At 72.4% G+C, this 16,678-nt stretch carries 19 protein-coding genes; 6 read left to right on the top strand and 13 right to left on the bottom strand.

Going from position 1 to position 16,678, the window contains the following annotated elements; genetic code table 11:
* Positions 1-116 precede the first annotated feature (116 nt).
* A complete protein-coding gene (locus tag AB0D08_RS28420) occupies positions 117-602 on the bottom strand; it encodes a hypothetical protein (protein ID WP_033823297.1) in 486 nt (161 codons plus the stop codon).
* A gap of 80 nt (positions 603-682) precedes the next feature.
* Here AB0D08_RS28420 and AB0D08_RS28425 point away from each other — a divergent pair, with 80 nt between their 5' ends.
* Positions 683-985, top strand: a complete 303-nt coding sequence (locus AB0D08_RS28425) for an antibiotic biosynthesis monooxygenase (protein WP_033823298.1) — start codon at positions 683-685, stop codon at positions 983-985.
* A gap of 37 nt (positions 986-1,022) precedes the next feature.
* Here AB0D08_RS28425 and AB0D08_RS28430 read toward each other — a convergent pair whose 3' ends face one another.
* Positions 1,023-1,817 (bottom strand): IclR family transcriptional regulator, encoded by a 795-nt coding sequence (locus tag AB0D08_RS28430; RefSeq protein WP_158515580.1) that lies wholly within the window; start codon positions 1,815-1,817, stop codon positions 1,023-1,025.
* A gap of 190 nt (positions 1,818-2,007) precedes the next feature.
* Between AB0D08_RS28430 and aceB the strand changes: the two genes are divergently transcribed.
* Both aceB and AB0D08_RS28440 read left to right on the top strand, forming a co-directional pair.
* Positions 2,008-3,660 (top strand): malate synthase A, encoded by a 1,653-nt coding sequence (aceB, locus tag AB0D08_RS28435; RefSeq protein ID WP_033823300.1) that lies wholly within the window; start codon positions 2,008-2,010, stop codon positions 3,658-3,660.
* 169 nt (positions 3,661-3,829) lie between these two features.
* Positions 3,830-4,216, top strand: coding sequence for a hypothetical protein (locus tag AB0D08_RS28440; protein WP_033823301.1), 387 nt, complete (start codon positions 3,830-3,832; stop codon positions 4,214-4,216).
* An 11-nt stretch (positions 4,217-4,227) separates the two neighbouring features.
* Here the strand turns inward: AB0D08_RS28440 and AB0D08_RS28445 are convergent, their stop codons facing one another.
* The 11 genes from AB0D08_RS28445 to AB0D08_RS28495 form a co-directional block, all read right to left on the bottom strand.
* On the bottom strand, positions 4,228-4,938 hold the full coding sequence (locus tag AB0D08_RS28445; RefSeq protein WP_359892849.1) for an NADAR family protein: 711 nt from the start codon (positions 4,936-4,938) through the stop codon (positions 4,228-4,230).
* A gap of 5 nt (positions 4,939-4,943) precedes the next feature.
* Positions 4,944-5,330: a hypothetical protein gene (locus tag AB0D08_RS28450; RefSeq protein WP_033823303.1), complete on the bottom strand. Its 387-nt coding sequence runs from the start codon at positions 5,328-5,330 to the stop codon at positions 4,944-4,946.
* Between the two features lies 1 nt (position 5,331).
* Complete coding sequence (locus AB0D08_RS28455; RefSeq protein WP_033823304.1) at positions 5,332-6,588, bottom strand: amidase domain-containing protein; 1,257 nt, start codon at positions 6,586-6,588, stop codon at positions 5,332-5,334.
* Between the two features lie 2 nt (positions 6,589-6,590).
* Positions 6,591-6,911 (bottom strand): type VII secretion target, encoded by a 321-nt coding sequence (locus AB0D08_RS28460; RefSeq protein ID WP_033823305.1) that lies wholly within the window; start codon positions 6,909-6,911, stop codon positions 6,591-6,593.
* Between the two features lie 237 nt (positions 6,912-7,148).
* On the bottom strand, positions 7,149-8,534 hold the full coding sequence (locus tag AB0D08_RS28465) for an 8-oxoguanine deaminase (protein WP_359892854.1): 1,386 nt from the start codon (positions 8,532-8,534) through the stop codon (positions 7,149-7,151).
* A 65-nt stretch (positions 8,535-8,599) separates the two neighbouring features.
* Positions 8,600-10,078, bottom strand: a complete 1,479-nt coding sequence (locus tag AB0D08_RS28470; protein ID WP_359892856.1) for a nucleobase:cation symporter-2 family protein — start codon at positions 10,076-10,078, stop codon at positions 8,600-8,602.
* A 288-nt stretch (positions 10,079-10,366) separates the two neighbouring features.
* Positions 10,367-11,287: a factor-independent urate hydroxylase gene (gene pucL / locus AB0D08_RS28475; protein WP_033823307.1), complete on the bottom strand. Its 921-nt coding sequence runs from the start codon at positions 11,285-11,287 to the stop codon at positions 10,367-10,369.
* A 26-nt stretch (positions 11,288-11,313) separates the two neighbouring features.
* Positions 11,314-11,649: a hydroxyisourate hydrolase gene (uraH, locus tag AB0D08_RS28480; protein WP_033823308.1), complete on the bottom strand. Its 336-nt coding sequence runs from the start codon at positions 11,647-11,649 to the stop codon at positions 11,314-11,316.
* 49 nt (positions 11,650-11,698) lie between these two features.
* A complete protein-coding gene (gene uraD, locus AB0D08_RS28485; protein ID WP_359892858.1) occupies positions 11,699-12,214 on the bottom strand; it encodes a 2-oxo-4-hydroxy-4-carboxy-5-ureidoimidazoline decarboxylase in 516 nt (171 codons plus the stop codon).
* Positions 12,215-12,404: 190 nt separating this feature from the next.
* The gene (locus AB0D08_RS28490) at positions 12,405-12,779 is read right to left on the bottom strand and encodes a helix-turn-helix domain-containing protein (RefSeq protein ID WP_033823310.1); all 375 of its coding nucleotides are present in this window, start codon (positions 12,777-12,779) and stop codon (positions 12,405-12,407) included.
* Positions 12,776-13,045: a thiamine-binding protein gene (locus tag AB0D08_RS28495; RefSeq protein ID WP_233289246.1), complete on the bottom strand. Its 270-nt coding sequence runs from the start codon at positions 13,043-13,045 to the stop codon at positions 12,776-12,778. The genes AB0D08_RS28490 and AB0D08_RS28495 overlap by 4 nt, the downstream gene beginning before the upstream one ends.
* A gap of 202 nt (positions 13,046-13,247) precedes the next feature.
* On the opposite strand from AB0D08_RS28495, the gene AB0D08_RS28500 reads away from it, so the two are divergent.
* The 3 genes from AB0D08_RS28500 (at position 13,248) to AB0D08_RS28510 (ending at position 16,511) form a co-directional block, all read left to right on the top strand.
* Positions 13,248-14,093, top strand: coding sequence for a TIM barrel protein (locus AB0D08_RS28500; RefSeq protein WP_359892862.1), 846 nt, complete (start codon positions 13,248-13,250; stop codon positions 14,091-14,093).
* Between the two features lie 39 nt (positions 14,094-14,132).
* Positions 14,133-15,020, top strand: a complete 888-nt coding sequence (locus AB0D08_RS28505) for a 2-hydroxy-3-oxopropionate reductase (RefSeq protein ID WP_359892865.1) — start codon at positions 14,133-14,135, stop codon at positions 15,018-15,020.
* A gap of 348 nt (positions 15,021-15,368) precedes the next feature.
* Entirely contained in the window at positions 15,369-16,511 is a 1,143-nt protein-coding gene (locus tag AB0D08_RS28510) for a glycerate kinase (RefSeq protein WP_359892866.1), read from the top strand.
* Positions 16,512-16,678: the final 167 nt, after the last annotated feature.

A 16,678-nucleotide genomic window follows, 5' to 3' on the forward strand; every position in this document is an offset into this window, starting at 1 on the left:
GGTCCGCGTACCTGATCCTCAACCTGTCGCTGAGCGCCGGCCAGTACCACCCGGCGCCCACCGGCACCGCGCCGATCACGTTCGCCGCGGACTACGTGCGGGTCTACCGCTGACCGTCACGGTGACACGCTCAGCGTGAACGGGGTGCCGTCGTCCGCAGCGTCGCGGTCGTCGGTGCCGATCACCAGGAGGTGCCCCTCGGCCCGTGTGCCGGGGGGCACTTCGCGTGCCACCCGGACCGGCGCCAGCACGGTCGCGCTACGGCCGGCGGGCAGCCCCGCCGGGAAGGTGCAGCGCAGCAGGTGCGCGCCGGGCCCGGTGGTGCAGGAGTCCGGGAAGTACGGGCCTTCGAAGGCGAAGCCGGCCGGCAGCTCGGCCAGGACGGTGAACGCCGAGGCGGTGCGGTCGGGGCCGCCGTTGGCGACGAAGCCGTGCAGGGTGGTGCTGCCGCCGGGCGGGGCCGGGTCCGGGTCCAGCCGGACCACCAGCAGGTCCGCGCCGGCCGCCACCGGGGCGGCCGGGACGGCCCCCAGGGCTCCGCACAGGGCCAGCAGCACCGCGGCCGACCTGCCCGCCGCCCGCGGGCCCACGCTCTCGGACATGTCGTACCCCTCCGCCGTCCGTACTCTGGCCGATACTCACAGTAGCGACCGATGGCGGAACGAGAGCGGAGGAGGCACGGGTGTCCGAGCAGGTGCTGAGCGAGGTGAGCGGCCGGATCGCCGAGGACCGGGAGGCCGGGTTCGTGGCGTCGTACCGCACCCTGATCACCGCCGAGCTGCCCGACGGGCTGCTGCGGACGGAACTGCTGCGCGGGCCGGACCGGCACTGGCGGGTGCAGAGCCTGTGGCGGGACCTGGCCGCGTTGGAGGCGGTGCGGGCGGACCCGAAGATGGCCGCCGCGCCCAGGCTGTTCCGCGAGGCCGGCACCGAGCCCGACCTGACGGTCTACGTGCTCACGGCCACCGCGGTCCGGCCCGGCTGAGCCCGGCCGGGGCCCCCGGCGGCCCTCGGACGGGCCGTCAGGGGGCGAGCACCTGCCCGAGCCGCAGGGCGATCTGACGCATCACCGGTACCAGTGCGGCACTGCCGGCCGCCGCCTCCAGCGCCCTGATCCGCGCCTCCGGCCCGGAGACCGACAGGGCGGTCGGGGTCGGCGCGCCGGGTACCGCGACGGCGATGCAGCGCACGCCGATCTCCTGCTCCTGGTCGTCGACCACGTAGCCGGCCTCGCGGGCGTGCGCGAGCTGGGCGATCAGCTCCTGGGGGTCCGTGACGGTGTACGGCGTGTGCGACTGCAGCGGCTGCGGGCCGAGCAGGGCGCGGGTCTCCTCCTCGGGCAGCTGGGCGAGCAGTGCCTTGCCGACGCCGGTGCAGTGCGGCTGCACCCGGCGGCCGACCTCGGTGAACATCCGCATCGAGCGGCGGGACTGCACCTGGCCGACGTAGACCACCTCGCCGCCCTCCAGTACCGCCAGGTTCGCGGTCTCGCCGGTGGCCTCCATCAGCTCGGCCAGGTACGGGCGGGCCCAGCTGCCGAGCAGCCGGCCGGAGGTCTCGCCGAGCCGGATCAGCCGGGGGCCGAGGGTGTAGCGGCGGGCGGTGTCCTGGCGGACATACCCCTGCTGGACGAGGGTACGGATCAACCGGTGGATGGTGGGCATCGGCAGACCGGAGGTGGTGGACAGCTCGCTCAGGGTGGCGATGCCACCCGAATCGGCGAGCGCTTCCAGCAGCTGGAAGGCGCGCTCGACGGACTGCACGCCACCGGAGGCTCGCTCGGTGCCTGTCGGTGCTTCGGCGGGGGTGCTGGCCACCGGCGTTCCCTTCACTGTCGCGGGAGGAGTAGAGTCCCAGCGATCTAGCTCAACAAACCGTTGAAATTCTGTATCGCGGAAACTAGTCTCCACCCTACAGAACGAAACCCGCCGGTAGGTGGGTTCGGATCTGGGAAGTTCCCACCGGAGCTCCCCAAGCTTTCACAACCGTCCAAGGAGTGTCCTGCCCATGGGTGCAGATCAGGGACCTGACGGCGTTTCCCCCGCCGCCCCGGTCGTCACTGTCGCCGGTCCGCGCGTTCCCCGCGCCGAGGAGGTGCTCACCCCGGAGGCGGTCGCCTTCGTCGTCGGCCTCCACCGTGCCTTCGAAGGTCGCCGGCAGGAGCTCCTGACCCGACGAAAGACCCGCCGTGCCGAGATCGCCGCGGCCGGGACGCTGGATTTCCTGCCCGGGACCGCCGAGGTCCGGGCCGGGGACTGGCAGGTGGCCCCCGCCCCCCGCGCGCTCCAGGACCGCCGGGTGGAGATCACCGGGCCGACCGACCGCAAGATGGTGATCAACGCCCTCAACTCCGGCGCCAAGGTCTGGCTCGCCGACTTCGAGGACGCCACCGCCCCCACCTGGGAGAACGTGGTCTCCGGCCAGATCAACCTGATCGACGCCTTCGAGGGCCGGATCGACTTCACCTCCGAGGCGGGCAAGGCCTACACCCTGAAGCCCGCCGCCGAGCTGGCCACCGTCGTGGTCCGCCCCCGCGGCTGGCACCTCGACGAGAACCACCTGCTGGTCGACGGCACCCCGGTGGCCGGCGCCTTCCTCGACTTCGGCCTGTACTTCTTCCACAACGCCGCCCGGCTGCTCGCCAAGGGCGAGCAGGACCCGAACTCCGGCCCGTACTTCTACCTGCCGAAGACCGAGAGCCACCTCGAGGCCCGGCTCTGGAATGACGTCTTCACCCACGCGCAGGCCGCCCTCGCCATCCCGCACGGCACCATCCGCGCCACCGTGCTGATCGAGACCATCACCGCCGCGTTCGAGATGGAGGAGATCCTCTTCGAACTGCGCGAGCACGCCGCCGGGCTGAACGCCGGCCGCTGGGACTACCTGTTCTCCATCGTCAAGAACTTCCGCGACGCCGGCGAGCACTACATCCTGCCCGACCGCAACAGCGTCACCATGGCCTCCCCGTTCATGGCCGCCTACACCCGCCTGCTGGTGCAGACCTGCCACCGGCGCGGCGCGCACGCGATCGGCGGCATGGCCGCCTTCATCCCCTCCCGCAAGGACCCCGAGGTCAACGCGGCCGCCCTGGAGAAGGTCAAGGCCGACAAGGACCGCGAGGCCGGCAACGGCTTCGACGGCTCCTGGGTCGCCCACCCGGACCTCGTCCCGGTCGCCCGCGCCTCCTTCGACGCCGTCCTCGGCGAGCGCCCGAACCAGAAGGACGACCCGGGCCCGTCCGAGCCCGTCACCGCCGCCCAACTGCTCGACATCGCCGGCGCCGGCGGACAGTGCACCGAGGCCGGACTGCACAACGCCGTCCAGGTCGGGCTGCGCTACATCGAGGCCTGGCTGCGGGGCCTGGGCGCCGTCGGCATCTTCAACATGATGGAGGACGCCGCCACCGCCGAGATCTCCCGCTCGCAGATCTGGCAGTGGATCAACAACGGCGTCATCCTCGCCGACACCGGCGAGAAGGCCACCGCCGACCTGGTCCGCCGGCTGGTGGCCGAGGAGCTGACCGCGCTGCGCGCCGAACTGGGCGACCAGGTCTACGCCGGTGGGCGCTGGAGCGAGGCCGCCAGGCTCTTCGAACAGGTCGCGCTGGCCGAGGAGTTCGTCGACTTCCTCACCCTGCCCGCGCTGCCCCTGCTCGGCTGAACGAGCCCAATCTATCCATCCGCGAGCCGGCCGCCGCCTGCCAGGCTGTAGCACTGCCCGCACCGTCTGCGCCGCTGTGTACAGCGCCGTGACGCGGCCCGGCCGGGGGCACCCCGCACCACCCGCCCCGGCCGGGCCGCGCCGTCCGCACCCCGGAGGTCCCACCCCGATGCCCCGCGTCTTCTTCAACGGCCAGGCCATGGTCGGCGGTCCGTTCCACCCCTCGGTCGCCGAGATGCTGATCGGCCCGGTCCGCACCGCGCCCGGCTACCGGTTCTTCTCCCTCGACGACGTCTGCCCCGGGCTGCTTGCCGACCCGTCCGTCGACACCGCGATCGAGGGCGAACTCTACGAGGTCCCGCTGGAACACCTGCGCGACGTGATCCTTCCCGGCGAACCCCGCACCCTCGAACTCGGCGTGATCGAACTCGCCGACGGCTCCGCCTGCCTGTCCATGGTGCTGGCCCGCGGCGAACTCGAGCGCGGCGTGCACCAGGAGATCACCGCCTTCGGCGGCTGGCGCGCCTACCTCGCCACCCTGGGCCGCACGGCCTGACGGGCCGGCGGTCACCGGCCGGCGACGCCCTCGGCCAGCTCCGCCCGGACCAGCTCGAGCAGCCGGCCCGCCCATTTCCGGGCCGCCGGGCCCTCGCCGCCCCAGTACGACGACTCCTCGTCCACGTACCGGATCACGGCGTCCCCGGTTGCCAGCAGCACGGCGGCCGCCTCCGACCGCTGGGCGAACTTGGCGCGCAGCACCCGGGCCATCACGGCGGGCCGGGCCGGGCCGCCCTCCGGACCGTCCACCGCCGAGAGGGCCGCGGCCGCGGACGGGTACCGGACGCCGTCCAGGGTGAGCGGCGCCGGGTGGTCGTTGTGCAACTCCGGCAGCGAGAACCGGTCGACCACCACCGCACGCTCGAACGGTTCCGCCTGCGGCCCCGGCGGCTCGGCGTTCAGCCGCTCGATCTCCGCCCGGACCTCCGCCAGCAGCCCGGCGGCGGTCAGCGAGGTGTGCGCGGCGGCGAACCGCCAGGACGCCAGGCCCGGCGCGATGGCCCGGGCACCGTCCGCCAGGCTGGCCCCGATCCAGCCGTAGCCGAGGCGCTCGGCCAGCTCGTCCACGGTGAGCAGGCCGTGGCAGTCCACCAGGCCGTCCGCGTACACCGTCAGTTCGGTGAGGTGGTGCACACCGGCGACGTGGACGAACACCGGCCGCCAGGCGCCCGGGATCCGCTGTCCGTCGGAGATCCGGAACGTCCTGCGGTCGGCCGCCATGCCGGTCAGCCGCTGCAGGTGCGGGCCGGGTGGTCGAGGCCGCGGACCACGTCCACCAGCCCCCACAGGTCGACCAGCAGGACCAGCGCGGCCACCGCCGCGAGCAGGCCCGCCGCCGCGGTCCAGCCGCCGCCCGCCCGCAGCTGCCGGGCGGACAGCACCAGGCCCGCCAGGGCGAGCACCGGTCCGGCGACGACGCCGGCCCACGCCGCGGCCGGGACGGCCCCGGCCTTCAGGCAGTGGTTCAGCCGGCGCGGGACGGCGTCCAGGTAGGCGGTGTGGCCGTAGCGGGCGGAGAGCCAGCCGAGCACCACGAGGGCCACGGCCGCGCCGAGCCAGGGGAGCGGGGCGGTCCGCCGGCCGGCCGCGGGGAGGGTGGTCGGGTGGGCCATCTCAGTACCAGTTCGGTTCGACACGGACGTACTTGATCTTCTGTCGGCCCTCGGAGGCGGCCTCGTGGTCGGAACGGCCGTCCATGCTCACGTTCTTGCGCGAGTCGTTGTGCTGGCTGTACCGGATGTCGCCGTCCGGGGTGACGGCGGTGACGATCGCGGTGTGGTGGATGTTGCCCGGCTTCAGGTCCGGGTTGAGGTCGTTGTCGTCCTCCAGGAAGACCAGGTCGCCCGGCTTCACCTCGGACGGCGGCACCTCCTTCCCGCCGTTGGAGACCATGAAGTCGTGCAGGTTCTGCGCGCCGCCCCAGGCGTGGCTGTGCTGCTGGCCGACGATGCCGAGGCCGAGCCAGCCCGGGTCGTCGCCCCGGTTCCAGGCGTCGCCCTCCACGGTCCAGTCGCCCTTCATGTGGACGCCCGACTGGAACAGCGCCTCGGAGGCGAAGTTGGTGCAGTTGTTCTCGTCGTCGAAGTCGCCGGACTTGTCGTCCCAGTGCGCCAGCACCCACTCGACCATCTTGACCCGGTCCCACTTGCGGTCCGGGCCGCCCCGCAGGTCCTCCTTGACGCTGTCCGGCAGGCCGTTCAGGTTGGCCAGCTTCACCGGCTCGGCGAGCTCCAGCTGCTTGCGCTCCTCGGGGGTGAGCGAGTCCCACCAGCGGGCGACCAGCGCGGGGTCCTTGCCGTCGGGGATGTCGCCGGCGAGCATGTTGAGCTGGGTGTCGGAGGCCTCGCCCTGGAGCACGTCGAGCGCCTTCCCGGGGTCGGTCTCGCAGGTGGCGCCGGCCAGCTTGCGCAGCTCCGCGGAGGCGAGCGCGTCGGCCTGGGTGGCCTCCCGGAGCGCCTCGGTGATCAGCTCGGCGACCTCGTTCATGTGGGTCAGCTTGTCGCCGGTCACCTCGCCGGTGGTGGAGACCCCGCCGTTGTCGTCCACCTCCAGCTGGTACGCCTCGGCCAGCTCGACCGCGTGGGTCAGCGCCCGCTGCGCGTACTCGGTGGAGGAGGCCCAGCCGTCCACCACCATGGCGACGCCGCGCATGATGTCGGCGCCGGACTCCAGAATGCGCGCCTGCTCGTCCAGCTTCTTGCCGGCGGCCTGGCCGACCCGGTCCTGCCAGTCCTCCTTGAGCGGGCCGATGCCGTTGGCGTGGATGTCGTTGACGGCCTGCCAGGCCTCCTTGGACAGCTCGACCCAGCCGTCCGCGGCGGTGCGCAGCTGCCCGGGGTCGGCCTTCCTCAGTGCGGCGAACTCGACCATGCTCAGACCCCCGCGTTCAGGTCGCGCGAGGCCTGGTCCAGCCGCCGTACGGCCTCCTGCTCGGCGCTCTGGTACGAGTGCGCGGAGTCCCGCAGCTGGTCGGCGTAGGTGTGCAACTGCTGGACCACCGAGGTCATGTGGGTCTGCCAGGCGTCCGCGCACTCGCGCAGCGCCGGGCCCGACCACCAGTCGGGGTGGGCGGCGGCGGCCGTCAGGCTGGCGTCCAGCCAGTGGCCGCTGCGTCCGCCCAACTGGCCCGAGCTGGTCCGGATCGCCTCGGAGGCGGTGTGCAGCCCTTCGGGCCGTACGTGGATGTCGTGCATGCCGTTACCCCGTTCCTGCCCGGTTCGTCCCGGGTCCCCGCTGTGACACGGGGAGGACGTTAGCGGATCACGGGGCGGTTCCGGCGGGCGGCCCCGGGCTGCCGCCGGAGCGTCCGGGGCCGCCCCCGGGCATGCCGCGGCCCCGGACCCTCGCCGTGGGTCCGGGGCCGCATCCCGCCCTGGGGCGGGTCCGGTGGTCCCGCCGTCCCGGGCGGGGCCACCGGAGCCGGTGGGGGATCAGACCTCGCGGGAGGCGAGCTCCTTGGCCGCGTTGGCGCAGGCCAGCGCGATCCGGTCCTCGTTGACGGTGGTCAGGGTGCCCTTCTCGACCACGGCGTTGCCGTTGACGAACAGCGCGGTCAGCGGCGGCAGGGCGCCGAAGGTGAGGGCGGCGACCGGGTCGGCGATCGAGGAGTGCATGATCCCGTCGACCTTCCAGAGCGCGAGGTCGGCCAGCTTGCCGGCCTCGATGGAGCCGATCTCGTTCTGCCGGCCGAGCACCCGGGCGCCGCCCATGGTGCCCAGGCGCAGGGCCTGACGGCCGGTCAGCGCGGTCGGGGAGCCGTGCAGACGGTTGATCAGCAGCGCGTTGCGCAGCTCGGTGCCGAGCTCACCGGACTCGTTGGAGGCGGTGCCGTCGACGCCGAGGCCGACCGGGACGCCGGCCTTCAGCATGTCGGGGACGCGGGCGATGCCGGCCGCCAGGCGGGCGTTGGAGGAGGGGCAGTGCGCGACACCGGTGCCGGTCTCGGCGAACTTGGCGATGTCGGAGTCGTTCATGTGGACGCAGTGGGCCATCCAGACGTCCTCGCCGAGCCAGCCGGTGGACTCGAAGTAGTCGGTCGGGCCCATGCCGAAGAGCTGCTTGCAGAACTCCTCCTCCTCGGCGGTCTCGGAGCCGTGGGTGTGCAGCCGGACGCCCTTGCGGCGGGCCAGTTCGGCACTCTGCTTGAGCAGTTCGGTGGAGACCGAGAACGGCGAGCAGGGCGCGATGGCGACGTGCAGCATCGAGCCGAAGGACGGGTCGTGCCAGGTGTCGACGGCGGCCTCGGAGGCGATCAGGATGTCCTCGGTCCGCTCGACCGCGTGGTCCGGCGGCAGGCCGCCGTCCTTCTTGCTGCGGTCCATCGAGCCGCGCAGCGCGGTGAAGCGCAGGCCGAGCTCCTGGACGGCCTCGATGGAGGCGCCGAGGATGTCGCCGCCGCCCTGCGGGAAGACGTAGTGGTGGTCGGAGGCGGTGGTGCAGCCGGACTTGAGCAGTGCGGCGGCCGAGCCCTGGGTGGCGGCGTGCACCAGCTTGTCGTCGATCCGGGCCCAGGTCGGGTAGAGCGCGACCAGCCAGTCGAAGAGGATGTTGTCCTGCGCCAGGCCGCGGGTGATCCACTGGTAGAAGTGGTGGTGGGTGTTGACCAGGCCCGGGGTGATCAGGTGGCCCTCGCCGTTGATCCGGCGCACCACGTTGTCCAGCCACTGCGGGGCGGGGCCGTCGCCGACCGACTCGATCTTGTTGCCGAGGATGACGACGTGTCCGCGGGCGTACTCGGTGTCGTTGGCGTCGACGGTGGCGATGGCGACGTTCTCGATCACGATCCGCTGGTCGGCGGGCGGCGGCTGGACTGCCATGGTGTGACTCCTATGGGGGCGAGGGAAGGGGGGCGTGCGGGTGAGCGGTGCACGCCCCCCACCGGTCAGGACGGTGTCGCCGGTGACACCGCCGCGCCGGGCGGCTCGGTGGTCGGGGAGCGTCGGGCGGAGCCGACGTGGTGGAAGAGCAGGTTGAGCAGGACGGCCATCACGCAGCCGGCCGATATGCCGGAGTGCATCAGGGTGCGGACGGCCTCCGGGAAGGCGTCGTAGAAGGTGGGGGCGGCGATCGGGACGATGCCGACCCCGAGCGAGACCGAGACCAGGATGGTGTTGGCGCCGGACTCCATCCCCGCCTCGGCGAGGGTGCGGATGCCGCTGGCGGCGACCGTGCCGAAGAGCACGATCCCGGCGCCGCCGAGGACGGGCTGCGGCACCAGCGAGACCAGCGACCCGAGGACCGGGAACAGGCCCAGCAGGATCAGGATCCCGCCGCCGGCCGCGACCACGAAGCGGCTGCGGATGTTGGTCAGCGCCACCAGCCCGATGTTCTGGGCGAAGGCGCTGGCCGCGAAGCCGTTGAGGACCGGGCTGACCGCGGTGGCCAGGCCGTCCGCCCGCAGGCCGGCGGCGAGGGTCCTCTCGTCGGCCGGCCGGTCGACGATCCGGCCGAGCGCCAGCATGTCGGCGGTGGACTCGGTCATCGAGACCACCATGACGATGCAGAGCGAGACGATCGCCGCGGCGTCGAACTGCGGCGCCCCGAAGTGGAACGGGGACGGGAGCGCGAACACCTTCGCGTCCCCGACCGGTCCGAAGTCGGCCAGGCCCAGCGGGAAGGCCAGCGCCGTCCCGAGCGCCAGCCCGACCAGCAGCGAGAGCTGCTGCCAGAAGCCGCGCAGCAGCTTGTGGCAGAGCACCACCGCCGTGAGGGTGAGGGCGGCGAGGCCGATCGCCCGCATCGATCCGAACCCGGGTGCGCCGGGGGCGCCGCCGCGGGCCCAGTTGACCGCCACCGGAAGGAGCGAGACACCGATGAGGGTGATCACGGTGCCCTGGACGACCGGCGGGAAGAACCTGATCAGCTTGCAGAAGTACGGTGCCGCGAGGAAGCACAGGAGCCCCGCGACGATGACGGCGCCGAAGATCACCGGGAGGGCGTCCTTCGGGCCCCCGGTCCTGTCGATCGAGCCCTTGGCGATGGCGAGCATCGGGCCGACGCCGGCGAACGAGACGCCGTTGACGAACGGCAGCCGGGCGCCGATCCGCCAGATGCCCAGGGTCTGGAGCAGGGTGGCCAGGCCCGCGGTGAACAGGCTGGCCGAGATCAGCAGGGCGAGCTCGGCGGGGGACAGGCCCACGCCGGCGCCGACGATGAGCGGGGGCGCCACGACGCCCGCGTACATCGCGGCGACATGCTGCAGTCCGGTGCTCAGGAGCTTCACCGGGGGCAGCAGCTCGTCCACGGGGTGGACGCCCTTCGGGGCGGACGGGTCGTCCGGGAGGCCGGTCGTCCCGTCCGGCCCCGAAGGTCTGTCAGAGGTGGAACCGCCGTCAGCGGTGGGGGTGTTGCGCAGTGCCATGTCGAGCCCCTCTTGTGCCCGTGGCTCCTGGCGCGCCCGTGGCGCTGGAGAAGATCGGCCGACTTCGCCTTGACCGGGGGCGGGACGGCGGTGCAAGGGTCCCCCGGCCGGCTCCTCCAACTCCCCGGGGCGGCCGCCGTGAGGCGGGCACGGTCTCCGGATGGTGGGGGTGGAGAAAGCGGATCTGCGGGTGGTGCGGGTGGTGCTGGCCGTCCACGACCGTCCGGCCAGCGCGGGTCGCGGGGGTCGGAGGGTGCGGCGACGGACGGCGGTCATGGGGTCGCGGCCTCAGGCCACCGGGATCACGGGGACGACGCCCTCGCGGTGGACGGTGCCCTCGATCAGGCCGTACATCCGGTCGGCGGCGTAGTAGACCTCGTTCTCGTTCTTGAGACCGAAGGGCGACAGGTCGACCAGGAAGTGGTGCTTGTTGGGCAGCTCGAGGCGGACCTCGTCCACCTCGGCGCGGTTGTTCAGCACCCGGGTGCCCATCGCGTGCAGGGTCTGCTGCAGCGAGTAGGAGTAGGTCTCGGCGAAGGCCTCGAGCATGTGCCGCCGCACGTGGGTGTAGGAGCGGTTCCAGTTCGGCTGGGCCTCGCCCTCGCGGCCGCTGTAGGAGTACTTCCAGCGGGCGGTGACCTGGGTGGCCAGGATGCGGTCGTACGCCTCCTGGAGGGTGGTGTACTTGTCCTTGATGTAGCCCCAGAACTCCGAGTTGGTGGAGTTCATGACGGTCAGGTCCTTGAGGCCGGAGATCACCTGGACGCGCTCGCCGTCGTAGACGACCTCGCAGGTGCGGACCTCGCCGCCGTTGCGGACGAAGGAGTGGCCCACCTCCTCGGAGCCGATGAAGCGGGCCGAGCTGTCCGGGGTCTTGATCCGGTCCCAGACGTACTCCTCGATCCGGATCCTGGCGCTGTGGACCACGCCCCGCTCCGTGTCGTCGACGAAGTGGCGGGCCAGGATGATGCCGAAGGCCTCGGCCGACTCGATCCCGTACTCCTTGGCGAAGGCGTACACGGTGTTCTTGGTGGTGTCGGTGGGCAGGCAGTTGGCGTTCGAGCCGGTGAGGTGGACGTCCTCGAACTCACCCTGGAGGGACACCGAGACGTTCAGGTCCTTGATCTCGTGACGGGTGGAGTCACGGTAGATCCGGACGATGCGGTTCTCCGCCTTGCCGTACTGGTTCTGTCCGAGTACGTGGGCCATGGCTGGCTCCTAAGCTCTGAAGCGGTCTAGCTTCCGCGGTAGACCGAGTATCCGAACGGGTTGAGCAGCAGTGGCACGTGGTAGTGGTGCTGCGCGGGCGCGACCGTGAAGACGATCGAGACCTCGGGGAAGAACGGCGCCTGGTCGGCGGTGGCCGCGTAGTACGCGGCGGTGTCGAACAGGAGCCGGACGACCGAGCCCGCCTCCACGGCCGGCAGGTCCTTGGCCCGGCCGTCGGAGTCCGTGGCGGAGGTGCCGAGCACCTTCCAGCCACCCTCGGTGTGCAGTGCGAGCTCGACCGGGACACCCTCGGCCGGGCGGCCGAGACTGGTGTCGAGCACATGCGTGGAGATGCCAGTCATGGGTTGAATGACCTTACTGATGGCAGGGGTTGACTCACCGTCGACGGGTTCAGCCCTCGTCGAGCAGGCGGTTGATGCGAATGTCGTTGATCTTGCGGAGCTCGCCGCGGACGGTCCGGGCCTCGGTGGCGGCGTCGTTCGGGAAGCGCTCGCGCAGCGCGGCGAGCATGGTGGCCGCGGTGCGGCCGGTCGCGCAGATCAGGAACACATGGCCGAACTTCGCCTCGTAGGCGGCGTTGGCCTCGTGCAGTTCATCGAGGAGAGCGGTGTCCACTCCCTTGATGCCGGCCTGCTCGCGCTCGGAGGTGGCGTCGCCCGCCTTGGGGCTGCCGATCCGGGCGTGGCCGGCCATCGCGTCGGCCAGGTCGCCGGCCGTGAGCGCCGCCATCGCCGCCGCGTTGGCGGCGAGCAGGGCGTCCCGGTCGGACCAGGGCCGCGAGGCCGCCACGGAGGCGGCCCAGCCGGGGCTGGAGCAGATCTCCAGCAGGGTCTCCCGCAGCTCGGCGGCCGGGGCCGCCGACAGCTTCTCGAGCGCCGCGGGCGACGGGTGGGGATGGTTGGTCACGGGTGGACCTCCTGAAGAGTGGTGCCACCCGCAAAAGCTAGATCCGCCACCCCGGGCCGTCAACACTTTGTTGAACGGTTGGTGGTTACGTTTTGAGCCGGGGCCCGTTACCGACGGATGTCGTGTGCGATCCGCCAAGTGTGCCCGGCCGGGTGGTCGGACAGACTGGGGCGAATGCGGCCCGGTCGGCCTACTGTCTGCCGTCCTGCCGGTTCAGGTAGTTGTACACCGTGAACCGGCTGACGCCCAGCGCCGAGGCTACCGTCTCGACCCCGTGTCGGACGGTGAAGGCGCCGCGCTCCTCCAGGAGGGCGACCACGCGCTGCTTCTCGGCCCGGTCCAGCTCGGCGAGCGGGCGTCCGTCGAACTGCCGGACCATCTCGGCGAGCAGTCGGTCCAGGGCGCTGCTCAGGTGCGGCAGCCGTACGGCCACCGCCGGCGCGCCGTCCCACTCCAGCAGGACGTCGTCGGGCCGGGCCTCGCGGACCTCGACCGCGGTCGCGCCGACCGCGTCCAGCAGCGGCTTTATCGCCGCCGTGAGCGGGTGTTCCAGGGCGTTGCTCACTGCGTACCCACTCCTTCCGGGGTGTGGTTGTCGTCGACCACGCTGACCTGGACCGAGATCCGGGTCGCCCCGGCGTCCAGGCTCTCGCGCAGCAGCCGGGTCACGGCCGCCAGCGTCTGCTCGGCGTCGCCCTCGGCGCTGGTGCCGAAGGGGCCGACCGAGACGGCGAGACCGGCTTCGTCCACGACCCGGCGGGCAGCCTTGGCGTGGTCCGGGAAGCTGTCCAGCTCGAACGGTTCTGTCGTGAACTCCACCATCAATCGCACCCGCTCACTGTAGCGACCGGGGACGTGCGGGGAAGGGGCTGGTGGATCGGACAGTGCAGGGCCCGGACGGCCGGGGCCGCTCGGCTGCTTCAACAAATTGTTGCGGCGGCCTTGACACCCTCCGATCCCCGGGACAAGCTTCCACCAAGCAGAATCGCTCTTCCGGATCGTGGAAGTTGCGGAAGACGGAAGAGAGTGAGAGGTGAACGACGTGACTGCCGCCGCCCAGCACAGCTACACGGTCAACCTGTCGATCCTGTTCAACGACCTGCCGCTCCTGGAGCGCCCGGCCGCCGCGGCCGCCGCCGGCTTCACCGCCGCCGAGCTGTGGTGGCCCTTCGGCGAGGAGCACACCCCGTCGCAGGCCGAGCTGGACGCGCTCCGCAAGGCCTTCGGCGACGCCGGGGTCCAGCTCACCGGCCTCAACTTCCTCGACGACCTCACCAAGGGCGCCCGCGGCACCGTCTCGGTCCCCGCCGAGAAGGACCGCTTCCGGGAGAACGTCCCGGTCACCGTCGCGCTCGCCGACTCGCTCGGCACCAAGGCGCTCAACGCGCTCTACGGCAACCGGGTCGAGGGCGCCACCGCCGCCGAGCAGGACGAGCTGGCCCTGGAGAACCTCGTGCTGGCCGCCCGGGCCGCCCACTCGATCGGCGCGATCCTGCTGGTCGAGGCGCTCAACGAGCCGGAGTCCCCGGACTACCCGCTGGTCTCGGCGGCCGCCGCCGTCGAGGTGGTGGACAAGGTGAACGCCGCCACCGGCCTCGGCAACGCCAAGTTCCTCTGCGACCTCTACCACCTGGCGAAGAACGGCGAGGACCTGGCCGCCGTCATCGACACCTATGCCGACCGCTTCGGCCACGTGCAGATCGCCGACACCCCGGGCCGCAACGAGCCCGGCACCGGCGAGCTGGACTTCGAGGACCTCTTCGCCCGCCTCGCCGCCGCCGGCTACACCGGCCGGATCGGCCTGGAGTACCGCCCCGCGAACGGCGTCAGCGCCGACAGCTTCGAGTGGCTCCCGCGCGCGCTGCGCGCCGCCAACTGAGCCATCTCCCACCCCACCACGGACAAAAGGAACGACGCGATGAGCCGCAAGATCGCCTTCATCGGCCTCGGCATCATGGGCAGCCCGATGGCCGCCAACCTGGTCAAGGCCGGCCACCACGTCACCGGCTTCAACCTCACCCAGCCCCCGATCGACGCCCTGGTGGCGGCCGGCGGCCACGCGGCGACCAGCGTTGCGCAGGCGGTGGCCGAGGCCGAGGTCGTCATCACCATGGTGCCCGCCGACCCGCAGGTCGAGCAGGTCATCCTGGGCGAGGGCGGCGTCCTGGAGAACGTCAAGGCCGGCACCCTGGTGATCGACATGTCCTCGATCACCCCGCAGACCTCGATCAAGGTCGAGGCGGCGGCCAAGGAGAAGGGCGTCCGTACCCTGGACGCCCCGGTCTCCGGCGGCGAGGCCGGCGCGGTCGAGGCCGTCCTGTCGATCATGGTCGGCGGTGACGCCGCCGACTTCGCCGAGGCGAAGCCACTGTTCGACGCGCTCGGCACCACCGTCATCCACGTCGGCCCGGCCGGCGCCGGCCAGACCGTGAAGGCCGCCAACCAGCTGATCGTGGCCGTCAACATCCAGGTGCTGGCCGAGGCCGTGGTCTTCCTGGAGAACGCCGGCGTGGACCTGCCCGCCGCGCTCGACGTGCTCGGCGGCGGCCTGGCCGGCTCCACCGTGCTGAACCGCAAGAAGGCCAACATGATCGACCGCCAGTTCGCCCCAGGCTTCCGGATCGACCTGCACCACAAGGACATGGGCATCGTCACCGACGCCGCCCGCGCCGTCGGTGCGGCCCTCCCGGTCGGCGCCGTGGTGGCCCAGCTGGTCGCCTCGGCCCGGGCCAACGGCGACGGCTCGCTCGACCACTCCGCCCTGCTGCGCGGCGTCGAGCGGCTCTCCGGCCGCCAGGCCGCGTAACGACCCCTCGCCGGGGGACGTGCCCTGAACCGTCCCCCGGCGAGACCCCAAGAGCTCCTCCTGGTGGCGTGTACCTGTCCGGTCGTGCCCGCGCCACCAGGAGGCCAGGCCGGCGGCGCGCGCACTCCCTCCCGGGGGCACTTCGGTCGTGCCGGCGCGTCGCCGCCCGGCCCCCTCCTTCGCCGAGGGGAGCCTCGTTCGTACGTCGGAAGCGGGACGAGCGGGGAACGGCGAGGAGGGGGTCGCACCCCTCGTGAGGCACACCGGGCTCCCCGAACGGGTAGAGCTCCACAGGAACACCCGTTCTCCCCCCACGCATCAGCCCGATCCGGAAATGAGGCCCACGCCATGCCCGCCACCCCCACCCAGGGCCATGTCGTCGTCGCCCCCGACAAGTTCAAGGGCACGCTGGAGGGCGCCGAGGTCGCGGCCCGGATCGCCGCCGGCATCCGCCGGGCCGTGCCCGGCGCCGAGGTCCGCGAGCTCCCCGTCGCCGACGGCGGCGAGGGCACCCTGGCCGCCGCGCTCGCGGCCGGCTTCACCCGGGTGCCGGTCAAGGTGGCCGGCCCGACCGGTCTGCCGGTGGACGCCGCCATCGCGGTCAGGGGCGACACCGCCGTGGTCGAGCTCGCCCAGGCCTCGGGCCTGGCCCGGCTGCCCGGCGGCCGCACCGCTCCGCTGGCGGCCGGCTCCTACGGGGTCGGCCAGCTGATCGGCCGCGCGGTGGGCCTGGGCGTCAAGCGGGTGGTACTCGGCCTCGGCGGCAGCGCCTGTACCGACGGCGGCGCCGGCATGGTCCAGGCACTGGGCGTCGGCCTGCTGGACGCCGACGGTACGGAGCTGGCGCCCGGCGGGGCCGCGCTGCGCAGGCTGGAGCGGATCGACCTCGGATCGCTGGCCGACGGCCTGACCGGGGTGGAGATCGTGGTCGCCTGCGACGTCGACAACCCGCTGCTCGGGGCGCGCGGCGCGACCGCCGTGTACGGCCCGCAGAAGGGGGCCGACGGCGACGACCTGGCCGTCCTGGAGGAGGGCCTGACCCGCTGGGCGGACCTGGTCCGCACGGTGACCGGCCGGGACCTGCGGGACGCTCCCGGCGCCGGAGCCGCGGGCGGGGTCGGCTTCGCCGCCCTGGCCCTGCTCGGCGCCACCATGCGACCCGGCATCGAGTTGCTGCTCGAGCTGCTGGGTTTCGACGAGGCTGTGCGTGGGGCGCGCCTCGTCGTGACCGGCGAGGGCTGCCTGGACGCGCAGACGCTCCACGGCAAGGCTCCCGCCGGCGTTGCCGCGGCGGCCACTCGGGCGGGGGTTCGGGTGGCTGCCGTGGCAGGGCGGCTGGAACTGTCGGAGGACCAGTGGCGGGCGGCCGGTTTCGCCGCCGCCGTGGCGCTGACCGATCTGGCCGAGCGGCCCGGCGACAGCATGACCCTGGCAGGCGAGCTCGCGGAGGTCGCGGGGGAGCTGCTGGCGGCCGAGCTGCTGGCCGGCTGAGCTGCTGGTCGGCTGAGGTGCTGAGCCGTCGGCCGGCCCCGACCGGCCACTCGTAGTTTCCTACATTGACGTTTTGTTGAAGGCGGGCCTAGGCTCCGAGCACTCGGGGTGAAAGTCTGATCGTCAGACCTCAACTTCCCCTGTGGCACGGCCTGCTCGCCATCAGC

Origin of the sequence: Kitasatospora sp. NPDC048540, assembly GCF_040651175.1 — a bacterium.
Taxonomy (GTDB): domain Bacteria; phylum Actinomycetota; class Actinomycetes; order Streptomycetales; family Streptomycetaceae; genus Kitasatospora.

Bases quoted from the DNA above. Each gene is read 5' to 3' on its own strand.
- pucL (WP_033823307.1), bottom strand. From the start codon at position 11,287: ATGGCCCACGTACTCGGACAGAACCAGTACGGCAAGGCGGAGAACCGC.
- uraH (WP_033823308.1), bottom strand. From the start codon at position 11,649: ATGACTGGCATCTCCACGCATGTGCTCGACACCAGTCTCGGCCGCCCG.
- AB0D08_RS28445 (WP_359892849.1), bottom strand. From the start codon at position 4,938: ATGGCGGCCGACCGCAGGACGTTCCGGATCTCCGACGGACAGCGGATC.
- AB0D08_RS28505 (WP_359892865.1), top strand. From the start codon at position 14,133: ATGAGCCGCAAGATCGCCTTCATCGGCCTCGGCATCATGGGCAGCCCG.
- AB0D08_RS28510 (WP_359892866.1), top strand. From the start codon at position 15,369: ATGCCCGCCACCCCCACCCAGGGCCATGTCGTCGTCGCCCCCGACAAG.
- aceB (WP_033823300.1), top strand. From the start codon at position 2,008: ATGGGTGCAGATCAGGGACCTGACGGCGTTTCCCCCGCCGCCCCGGTC.
- AB0D08_RS28455 (WP_033823304.1), bottom strand. From the start codon at position 6,588: ATGGTCGAGTTCGCCGCACTGAGGAAGGCCGACCCCGGGCAGCTGCGC.
- AB0D08_RS28470 (WP_359892856.1), bottom strand. From the start codon at position 10,078: ATGGCACTGCGCAACACCCCCACCGCTGACGGCGGTTCCACCTCTGAC.
- AB0D08_RS28460 (WP_033823305.1), bottom strand. From the start codon at position 6,911: ATGCACGACATCCACGTACGGCCCGAAGGGCTGCACACCGCCTCCGAG.
- AB0D08_RS28450 (WP_033823303.1), bottom strand. From the start codon at position 5,330: ATGGCCCACCCGACCACCCTCCCCGCGGCCGGCCGGCGGACCGCCCCG.
- AB0D08_RS28420 (WP_033823297.1), bottom strand. From the start codon at position 602: ATGTCCGAGAGCGTGGGCCCGCGGGCGGCGGGCAGGTCGGCCGCGGTG.
- AB0D08_RS28465 (WP_359892854.1), bottom strand. From the start codon at position 8,534: ATGGCAGTCCAGCCGCCGCCCGCCGACCAGCGGATCGTGATCGAGAAC.
- AB0D08_RS28440 (WP_033823301.1), top strand. From the start codon at position 3,830: ATGCCCCGCGTCTTCTTCAACGGCCAGGCCATGGTCGGCGGTCCGTTC.